The following is a 9,343-nucleotide window of genomic DNA, read 5'->3' on the forward strand; positions in this document are numbered from 1 at the left end:
TGGCAAATTTCTAACTTTATTTTGACTTTTCCTCCCCAGGTTTTGGGATTGATCCTTTCTTGCCTTTCTTTTTAAAACACCATCTTTTGTGGTTGCCCCTTTTGGGGTAGTACCTGACACGAATTGAAGTTTCTATAGCCAATATCTCTATTTGCCGCATAAGCGCGCAAGAGGGATAAGCAGCATCCTTTTGGAAAAGCCTGAATCTCTTTAAGCTGACATAACCATCCCCAAAAGATACAATCCACAGCCCACGCCGAAAGGAATGACAAAAAATCTATTGTTATTGTCGATTCTGTTATATCACAATCAAGACTAAATTTTAAATTGTGCCATATTAGCCTTTTTAATTGTAAATCTGTATTTTTGTAACAAATTTATAATTTAAAATGAAGAAAAATATTGTATTGCTGGCATTGTTTGTTATTTCAAATTTAATTGCTCAGCAACGCCCTAAGTTGGTTGTAGGTATAGTAGTAGATCAGATGAAAATGGAGTATTTATACCGGTTTTCTGATGATTTTTCTGCAAATGGATTTAATAGATTAATGAATAATGGATATACCTTTCAGAATATGCATTACAATTATATGCCTACATATACAGCACCAGGTCATGCCTCTATATATACAGGAACAACTCCAGCGACACATGGAATAGTTAGTAATGAGTGGTTTAGCAGAAGTTTAGGTAAAGAAACATATTGTACCGATGATGCTTCAGTAAAAACTGTTGGAGATGGTACAGCGGAAGAAGGTGCTATGTCTCCTAAAAACTTACAATCAACTACAATTACTGATGAAGTTAGAATGGCTACAAATTTTACCGGAAAAGTAATAGGAATGAGTTTGAAAGATCGGGGTGCTATTTTACCAGCAGGGCATTTTGCAAATTGGGCTTTTTGGTATAGTAAAACAGGAGCCTTTATATCCAGTACTTTTTATGGTGAAAAATTGCCTGAATGGGTGACTCAATTTAATAATGAGAAACATTATATGTCATACCTTAATAAAGGCTGGGATTTATACAAACCAATATCAGCTTATAATGAAAGTTTGGCGGATAATAACCCATACGAAGGTAAATTATATAATAGTGCAGCACCGGTTTTTCCATACGATTTGAAATCCATGTATGAAAAAAATGATGCAGGTGTGCTTAGAGCAACTCCTTTCGGAAATGATTTTTTAGCTGAATTTGCAATGAAAGCAATTGAAAAAGAAGAATTAGGAAAAGACAATATTACAGATTTCCTAACGGTAAGTTTTTCTTCTACAGATTATGTTGGGCATATTATTGGACCACGTTCAATAGAACTTCAGGATACATATTTACGTTTAGACCAGACAATTGCGGACTTTCTAATTTATTTAGATAAAACAGTTGGAAAGGATAATTACTTGCTTTTCTTAACTGCGGATCATGCAGGAGCAGAAAATGTAAATTATTTGAAAGATAATAAATATAATGTTAGGAGTGTTCCTCCGAGAGATATACGAGCTAACTTAAAAGATTTCTCAATTAAAACTTTTGGTGAAGATTTAGTTTTAAATTACTCAAGCTTCAATTTGTATTTTGATAAGGATATAATTAAAAATAAAGGATTGGAATTAAATAAAGTAAACGAAGCTTTTAAAACCTATTTAATGACTCAGGATTATGTGAAAAGAGTCTATACAGAGGAGGAAATTTTACATCCATCCCCAAGTGATTATTATTTAAATTTTATTACCAAAGGATATGATGTTACCCAAAACGGAGATTTAATTATTTTAGACAAGCCTGGTTATATTGAATATTCAGGTACTGGAACTTCACACGGAACAACTTACACTTATGATACTCATGTTCCTGCAATTTTTTATGGCTGGCATATAAAAAAAGGAGAATCATATGATAAAAAGGCAATTACTGAAATAGCACCTACCATTGCTCAAAAAATTAAAGTTACTTTCCCAAATGGAACTGAAGCAAAAGTAATGCAGGAAATTTTGGACGAAAAATAGTTGGTCTAAAAAAACAATTGATTATACTTTTTATTAGTTTTTTCAATTTAATAACAAAAGGCTTTTCAATTAAGAAAAGCCTTTTGTTAGTGTTTAGTAAGCACTTATTTAATGTTAGCACTATGCGTTTGCTAACAGTATTTCTTGATTGAAAGGAAGATTCCAGGCTTCGGCAACTCCTTTATAAAGAATTTTTCCATTAGCGATATTTAAACCTTTTTTCAATTCCTCATTTTCATTACAAGCATTTTTCCATCCTTTGTTTGCTAATTCAACGGCATAGGGTAAAGTAGCATTTGTTAAAGCCAAAGTTGATGTATAGGGAACAGCTCCCGGCATGTTAGCCACACAATAGTGAACAATATCATCAATAATAAAAGTCGGATTTTCATGTGTTGTTGGAGTACAAGTTTCAATGCAGCCTCCTTGATCAACAGCTACGTCAACAACTACAGTTCCGGGGCGCATCAATTTAAGCATATCACGAGTAATCAAGTGAGGTGCTTTTGCACCTGGAATTAAAACTGCACCAATAATTAAGTCAGTATCAGCAATTGCTTTAAGAATGTTGTAATGGTTAGACATTTCTGTATTTACATTTGCAGGCATAATATCATCCAAATGACGTAAACGCGGTAAACTTAAATCCATAATAGTAACCTGTGCTCCTAAACCAGCCGCCATTTTAGCCGCCTGAGTACCTACAACTCCACCACCCAAAACTAAAACTTTAGCAGGTGGCACACCCGGAACACCGCCTAAAAGAATTCCTCTTCCTTTTAATGGTTTCTCTAAATATTTTGCACCTTGCTGAATAGCCATACGTCCGGCAACTTCAGACATTGGTACTAATAAAGGTAAGCTGCGATCTATTTTTTCAACTGTTTCGTAAGCCAGGCATACCGCACCTTTTTCGATCATTGCATGAGTTAATGGCTCAGACGAAGCAAAGTGAAAGTAGGTAAAAAGTAATTGATCTTTTTTGATTAAATCATATTCAGATGCAATTGGCTCTTTTACTTTTATAATCATTTCAGCAATAGCATATACTTCTTCAATAGTTCCTAAAACTACAGCTCCGGCTTTTGTATATTCTTGATCACTAAAACCACTTCCTAACCCAGCAGTTGTCTGCACATAAACAACATGTCCGTTTTTTTTCATTTCAGAAACACCAGCAGGAGTTAAAGCTACACGGTTTTCGTTATTCTTAATTTCTTTTGGAACACCTATTATCATTTTGTTATATTTTTTTTATTTTGTTGTATTTGTGTTACAAATGTATTGATAGAGGATATATTATTGATAAAAGCTAAATAAATAAGAAAATATTATTTTATTTTATATTTTTACAGAAAATTATTCTGTTTTGAGATGTTATAATTTAATCAAAAAGAAAAATTGACTGAATATATCTATTTTTAAACTATTTTTTATTATGGCTTTAGATGAAACTGACAAAAAAATCTTACGACTTTTGCAGGAAAATGCGCATTATACCCTAAAGGACATTGCCAACAAGATAAATTTGTCTTTAACTCCTGTGCATGACCGTGTTAAACGGCTTGAAAAAGAGGGTGTTATTGAGAAGTATGTGTCGATTTTGAATAAGAAGAAATTAGGCAATAATCTGACGGTGTATTGTCAAGTTACGCTTACTAAACAAACATATGATACTTCTGAAGGATTTAATCTATCGATATTGAATATGCCTGAAGTGGTAGAATGCAATTATGTGTCCGGTAATTTTGATTACATGCTGAAAATCATCATTCCCGATATGGAAAGTTATCATCAATTTCATCAGAAAAAATTATCAGTGCTTCCGGAAGTTTCTCTTATCAACACAGTCTTTGTTATATCAGAAGTAAAAAGCACAACGGTTTTGCCAATTTAAATAAAAAACCACCAAGAAAACTTGATGGTTTAAAGAAATCAGTTTTTTTGGTTGTGAATTAATAATAAGTAAAACGCCTTACTTTAGCAATATATTTTGCCAGTCTGATTACCTGATGACTGTAACCATATTCGTTATCATACCAGATATACAATATGATATTTTTTCCGTCTTTTGAAACAATTGTAGCATTGCTGTCATAAATAGAGGGAGCTGATGTTCCTACTATATCTGATGAAACCAATTCGTTATTTAAAGAATATTTTATTTGTTCTACCAATTCTCCTTCAAGAGCATATTTTTTCATTATTTTATTAATAATTCCCAAAGACGTTATTTTCTTCACCTCCAAATTCAGGATGGCAAGTGAACCATTTGGAACCGGTACCCTGATTGCATTAGAAGTTAATTTTCCTTCTAGTGCTGGTATTGCTTTTGCAACTGCACTTCCGGCACCCGTTTCAGTAATAACCATGTTGAGTGCTGCAGCCCTTCCACGACGGTATTTTTTGTGCATATTATCGACAAGATTCTGATCGTTGGTATAAGCGTGGATGCTTTCCAAATGACCCTTTGCAATACCTAGATTATCTTCAATAGCTTTCAAAACTGGAGTTATTGCATTTGTGGTGCAGGAAGCCGCAGAAAAAATATTAATTTCATCAGGATTATATTCTTTATGATTCACACCATGAACAATATTTGGTATTCCTTTTCCAGGTGCCGTTAATAGTACTTTACTAACTCCTTTTGAAACTAAATGCCTTTTTAAAGCTTCTTCTGTTGTAAAAGCTCCTGTATTGTCAATAATCAAGGCGTCATTGATCCCGTATAGTGTATAATCTATTTCTTCTGGTGAGTTGGCACTGATCATATGGACAGTAGTTCCGTTAATAATCAGAACATTTTTTTTGGGGTCTGCAATTACTGAACCCTGAAAATCTCCATGAATTGAATCATATCGCAATAATGAAGCTCTTTTTTCTAAAATTGTGGCATCAATTTTATCACGTGTTACAATTGCTCTTAATCGCAATTGATTTCCTTTACCTGTTTTAGACATTAATTCTCTGGCCAGTAATCTTCCAATTCTTCCAAATCCATATAAAACAACATCTTTAGGTTTGATTTCTTCTGATGATTTTGACTTTTTTAATTTTTCCATTACAAAATATCTCGCATCCGGATATTTTTCATCTTCTAATTGATATTCATAGGTAAGTTTACCCAAATCTAATTTTGCAGGTGGAAAATCCAATGATAAAATGACTTTTGCAATTTCTACCGAATCAAAAATACTGACTGGCTTACCAACAAATTCTCCTGCATACTGATGCAGATTAATTATCTCACTCACATTCTTGTCCAATAATTGGTTTTTAAATAAGACCATTTCAATGGATTTGTCATACCATAAATCACTAATAATTTTAATTAATTCGACACCGGCTCTTCTTCGGTCGACTTGTAAGGATACCTCTTTTTGGTATAAAGTTTTGTTGCTCATAATTATTTAATTGAAATGATAAAACGCTCACTTATTTTATATTTTGGCGCAAAAATATCTATTTCAATCGATTTCGTAATCTATTTTGGCATTTATTTTGGAATAAAAAAACCATCTTAATTTTAGATGGCTTTGGTTATTAATTTAAATATTGCTTTTATATAATGATTCTGAATATTTCACCGTTTTTATTGATCATCTCTATACGTACACTTTGTCCTTCATCTTTTTTGCTTAAAAGCTTTGAAACAGTTTCAACATTTGTTGCTTTTACATTGTCAATAGTCAGGATGATGTTGCCTTGTAATTCGTTTTGGTATTGCATTAAATTCTCATTGCTGATATTTTTAATTTTTACACCATAGTCAATTCGGAATTTCTTTTTATCACCTGCATCAATATTTTCTAATTCGATTCCTTTAAATTCAGTACTAAAAAACTCATTTTTGCTTAAAGTCACAGGAACAACTTTTGATTTGCCTTCTCTCATATAAGTTACCTGTACCACATCATTTGGTCTTTTGGTGTTTATATAGCCAGACAAATCTGCAAAAGTTGAAATATTTTGGTCATCAAGTTTTACAATAATATCCCCTTTTGTAAGACCTGCTTTTTGAGCTCCTGATTTTGGAGTGACTTTATTGATGTAAAAACCCTGAGTTTCAGAAATTCCTAATTCTTTAGAAGCATTGCTGTTTAATTCACCGCCTTCAACGCCTAAAATTCCTCTTTGGACATTTCCAAATTCCATGATATCTTCAATGATTTTGCGGGCATTGTTCGATGGAACTGCAAAAGAATATCCAACATAAGATCCTGTCATGGAAGAAATCATAGTATTAATACCAATTAATTCTCCGCGTGTATTAACTAATGCACCACCACTGTTTCCCGGATTTACGGCAGCATCAGTTTGAATGAAGGATTGAATTCCGCTGGTGTCTAAATTTCTGGCTTTGGCCGAAACAATTCCTGCAGTGACAGTGGATGTTAAATTATAAGGATTTCCAACTGCCAAAACCCATTCACCCACTTTTACACTATCAGAATTTGCGAAAGCAGTGTAAGGAAGTTTTTCACTGGCATCAATTTTTAATAAGGCAATATCCATTTTGGAATCAGTTCCAATCAATTTTGCTTTATATGATTTTTTATTGTTTAATGTAATTTCAATTTCGGTGGCATCCTTTATAACGTGATTATTGGTTACAATGTAACCATCTTCAGAAATAATAACACCTGATCCGGTTCCTACTTGTTCTTGTTGTTGCTGTCCTCCATAACCGTAGAAAAATTCCAACATCGGATTAGTGACTGTCCTTCTAGAAACATTTTTAACGTGAACCACAGTATGAATAGTTTTATCTGCAGCTTCAGTAAAATCAACAGCTTCCGCTGGTAAGCCAACAGTTTTTGCGTATGAATCCGGAGCAAGAGATACAACAGAATTTCTTCCTCCAAAAAAAGAATTGTTGCTTTCAAATAATAACTTGTAAGCACCAAGAGTAATAGCACCACTAAATAATGACACTAAAAATAAGGTTGATAATCTTTTCATAATTAGAATATAGGTTTAAGTTATTTGATACAAAATTAATCCAAAAAGTTATTCTGTAAAATGGTTTAACGCTCTTTAACATTGATTAACATTTCATTAATTAATCTTCGTACTTTTGTATTTCATAATTGAATAAAAATGCAAATAGAATTTTATAAATATCAGGGTACCGGAAACGATTTTGTAATGATTGATAATCGTTTAGATTTTTTCCAAAAAGAAGATATCAAACTAATTGAACGATTATGTGACAGGCGTTTTGGAATAGGTGCTGACGGATTAATTTTGCTTGAAAATGACTCCGATACTGATTTTAGGATGGTTTATTATAATTCCGATGGAAATCAGAGCTCGATGTGTGGTAATGGAGGCCGCTGTTTAGTGGCATTTGCAAATCAATTGGGAATTATTAAAAATAACACAATTTTTATGGCTACCGATGGCTTACATCATGCGTCTGTTGGGAACGATGCTATTATTTCACTGCAAATGATTGATGTTAATGAAGTAATCAAAAAAGGCACTTATACTTTTTTGAATACAGGTTCCCCGCATCATGTTCAAATTGTGGATGATCTGGAGCGTTATAATGTAAAAGAAAACGGAGCTGCGATTCGCTACGGAGAATTATACGGAGAAAAAGGAAGCAACATCAATTTCGTTAAAAAAATAGATGATGATGAATTTTCACTTCGTACTTACGAAAGAGGTGTAGAAGATGAAACCCTTGCCTGCGGAACTGGTGCAACAGCGGTTGCAATTGCTATGAATGCAACTGGCCATACAGATAAAACTTCTATTAATTTAAATGTTGAAGGAGGAAAATTGGTAGTTTCTTTTGATAAATCAGGAGATAATTTTACTAATGTTTTCCTGAGAGGACCTGCAAAATTTGTTTTTAAAGGAACTATTGAAATCTAATATTTTGCAATCTAAAAGCGATATTATTAAATTTAAAATTAAATGATTACACTCAAAGGAGATACTATTTATTTGCGAGCACTAGAGCCTAATGATTTAGAGTTCGTTTATGCTATGGAAAATGATCAGAGTATTTGGGAAGTGAGCAATACACAAACACCATACAGTCGTTTTTTGGTCCGTCAATACTTAGAAAATGCACAACAGGATATTTATGAAGCGAAACAATTGCGTTTGGCAATTTGTCAGGATGAAGATTTTCCAGCTATTGGATTGATTGACTTATTTGAGTTTGATCCGAAAAATAATAGGGCAGGAGTTGGAATTGTGATTCAAAATAAGGAAAACAGAAATCAAAATATTGGTTCTGAGGCTTTAGAGTTATTAATTAAATATTCTTTCTATAACTTAAATTTGCACCAGCTCTATGCAAATATTAATGTAGAAAATGTAGCGAGTATAGCTCTTTTTACTAAATTTGGTTTTGAAAAAACAGGAATCAAAAATGATTGGATTTTGCTGAATGGAAAATATCAGGACGAAGCAATTTTTCAATTAATTAATAAACAAATTTAAATTTTTAGCTTTGAGTATAAAAAAAGTTATCTCGTTAACCGCCATAGCCGTAATTTCAGTTTTGATGATTTATGGATTTATCCTAATTAGCAGAATTTTCAGTGCTAATACTAAATTTGAAGAAAAAGAAGTATATGTGCATGTTCCATCCGGATCTACTTACACTGATGTGAAGAAAATATTACAGCCATATATCAAGAATTTTGAAAATTTTGAAATGGTTGCAGATAAAAGAAGTTATCCTGAAAATGTGAAATCAGGACGCTTTTTACTTAAAAGGAATATGAATAATATTGATTTGGTAAGAGCCATGCGTTCTAATGTTCCTGTAAAATTGGCTTTTAACAATCAGGAGCGTTTAGAGAATTTTGCAGGAAGAATAGGTTCTCAGATAGAAGCAGACAGTTTGTCTTTAATGAAAGCAATTAAGGATCCGGAATTTATGAAAGCAAACGGCTTTAATGAAGATAATGTTTTCGCTATGTTTATTCCTAATACTTATGAAGTATATTGGAATACTTCTGCAGAAAAATTTCGTGATAAAATGATTAAGGAATATCACAACTTCTGGACAGCTGAACGAATTGAGAAAGCAAAAAAGCAAGGATTAACAGCAGTTCAGGCTACAATTTTAGCTTCAATAGTTCACAAAGAATCTGTTAAAAAGGATGAAAGACCAAGAATTGCCGGAGTTTATCTAAATCGTTTACGTTTAGAAATGCCTTTGCAGGCTGATCCAACTGTAATTTACGCCTTAAAATTAAGAGACAATAATTTTGATCAGATAATTAAAAGAGTTTTTTATAACGATTTGATTATGAAATCTCCATATAATACTTATGTGAATATAGGACTTCCTCCAGGACCAATTGCTATGC

At 32.7% G+C, this 9,343-nt stretch carries 8 protein-coding genes; 5 read left to right on the forward strand and 3 right to left on the reverse strand.

Annotated features, from left to right (window positions below):
- Nucleotides 1-389: 389 nt before the first annotated feature.
- Nucleotides 390-2,006 carry an alkaline phosphatase PafA gene (gene pafA, locus ABI657_RS18120; protein WP_348098677.1) on the forward strand — a complete coding sequence of 539 codons (1,617 nt, stop codon included), beginning with the start codon at nucleotides 390-392 and terminating at the stop codon, nucleotides 2,004-2,006.
- 120 nt (nucleotides 2,007-2,126) lie between these two features.
- Here the strand turns inward: pafA and ald are convergent, their stop codons facing one another.
- The gene (gene ald / locus ABI657_RS18125; protein WP_348098678.1) at nucleotides 2,127-3,245 is read right to left on the reverse strand and encodes an alanine dehydrogenase; all 1,119 of its coding nucleotides are present in this window, start codon (nucleotides 3,243-3,245) and stop codon (nucleotides 2,127-2,129) included.
- Nucleotides 3,246-3,444: 199 nt separating this feature from the next.
- Between ald and ABI657_RS18130 the strand changes: the two genes are divergently transcribed.
- The gene (locus ABI657_RS18130) at nucleotides 3,445-3,903 is read left to right on the forward strand and encodes an Lrp/AsnC family transcriptional regulator (RefSeq protein WP_348098679.1); all 459 of its coding nucleotides are present in this window, start codon (nucleotides 3,445-3,447) and stop codon (nucleotides 3,901-3,903) included.
- Nucleotides 3,904-3,961: 58 nt separating this feature from the next.
- Here the strand turns inward: ABI657_RS18130 and ABI657_RS18135 are convergent, their stop codons facing one another.
- Together ABI657_RS18135 and ABI657_RS18140 are read right to left on the reverse strand one after the other, a co-directional pair.
- Nucleotides 3,962-5,410 carry a glyceraldehyde-3-phosphate dehydrogenase gene (locus ABI657_RS18135; RefSeq protein ID WP_348098680.1) on the reverse strand — a complete coding sequence of 483 codons (1,449 nt, stop codon included), beginning with the start codon at nucleotides 5,408-5,410 and terminating at the stop codon, nucleotides 3,962-3,964.
- A 157-nt stretch (nucleotides 5,411-5,567) separates the two neighbouring features.
- On the reverse strand, nucleotides 5,568-6,968 hold the full coding sequence (locus ABI657_RS18140) for a Do family serine endopeptidase (RefSeq protein ID WP_348098681.1): 1,401 nt from the start codon (nucleotides 6,966-6,968) through the stop codon (nucleotides 5,568-5,570).
- Between the two features lie 138 nt (nucleotides 6,969-7,106).
- On the opposite strand from ABI657_RS18140, the gene dapF reads away from it, so the two are divergent.
- The 3 genes from dapF to mltG all read left to right on the forward strand — a co-directional run.
- Nucleotides 7,107-7,889 (forward strand): diaminopimelate epimerase, encoded by a 783-nt coding sequence (dapF, locus tag ABI657_RS18145; protein ID WP_348098682.1) that lies wholly within the window; start codon nucleotides 7,107-7,109, stop codon nucleotides 7,887-7,889.
- 42 nt (nucleotides 7,890-7,931) lie between these two features.
- A complete protein-coding gene (locus ABI657_RS18150) occupies nucleotides 7,932-8,465 on the forward strand; it encodes a GNAT family protein (RefSeq protein WP_348098683.1) in 534 nt (177 codons plus the stop codon).
- Between the two features lie 10 nt (nucleotides 8,466-8,475).
- Nucleotides 8,476-9,343 (forward strand): endolytic transglycosylase MltG (gene mltG / locus ABI657_RS18155; RefSeq protein WP_348098684.1); only part of this gene is annotated, 868 nt, incomplete at its 3' end.

The sequence above is a fragment of the Flavobacterium sp. genome (assembly GCF_039930565.1).
Taxonomy (GTDB): domain Bacteria; phylum Bacteroidota; class Bacteroidia; order Flavobacteriales; family Flavobacteriaceae; genus Flavobacterium.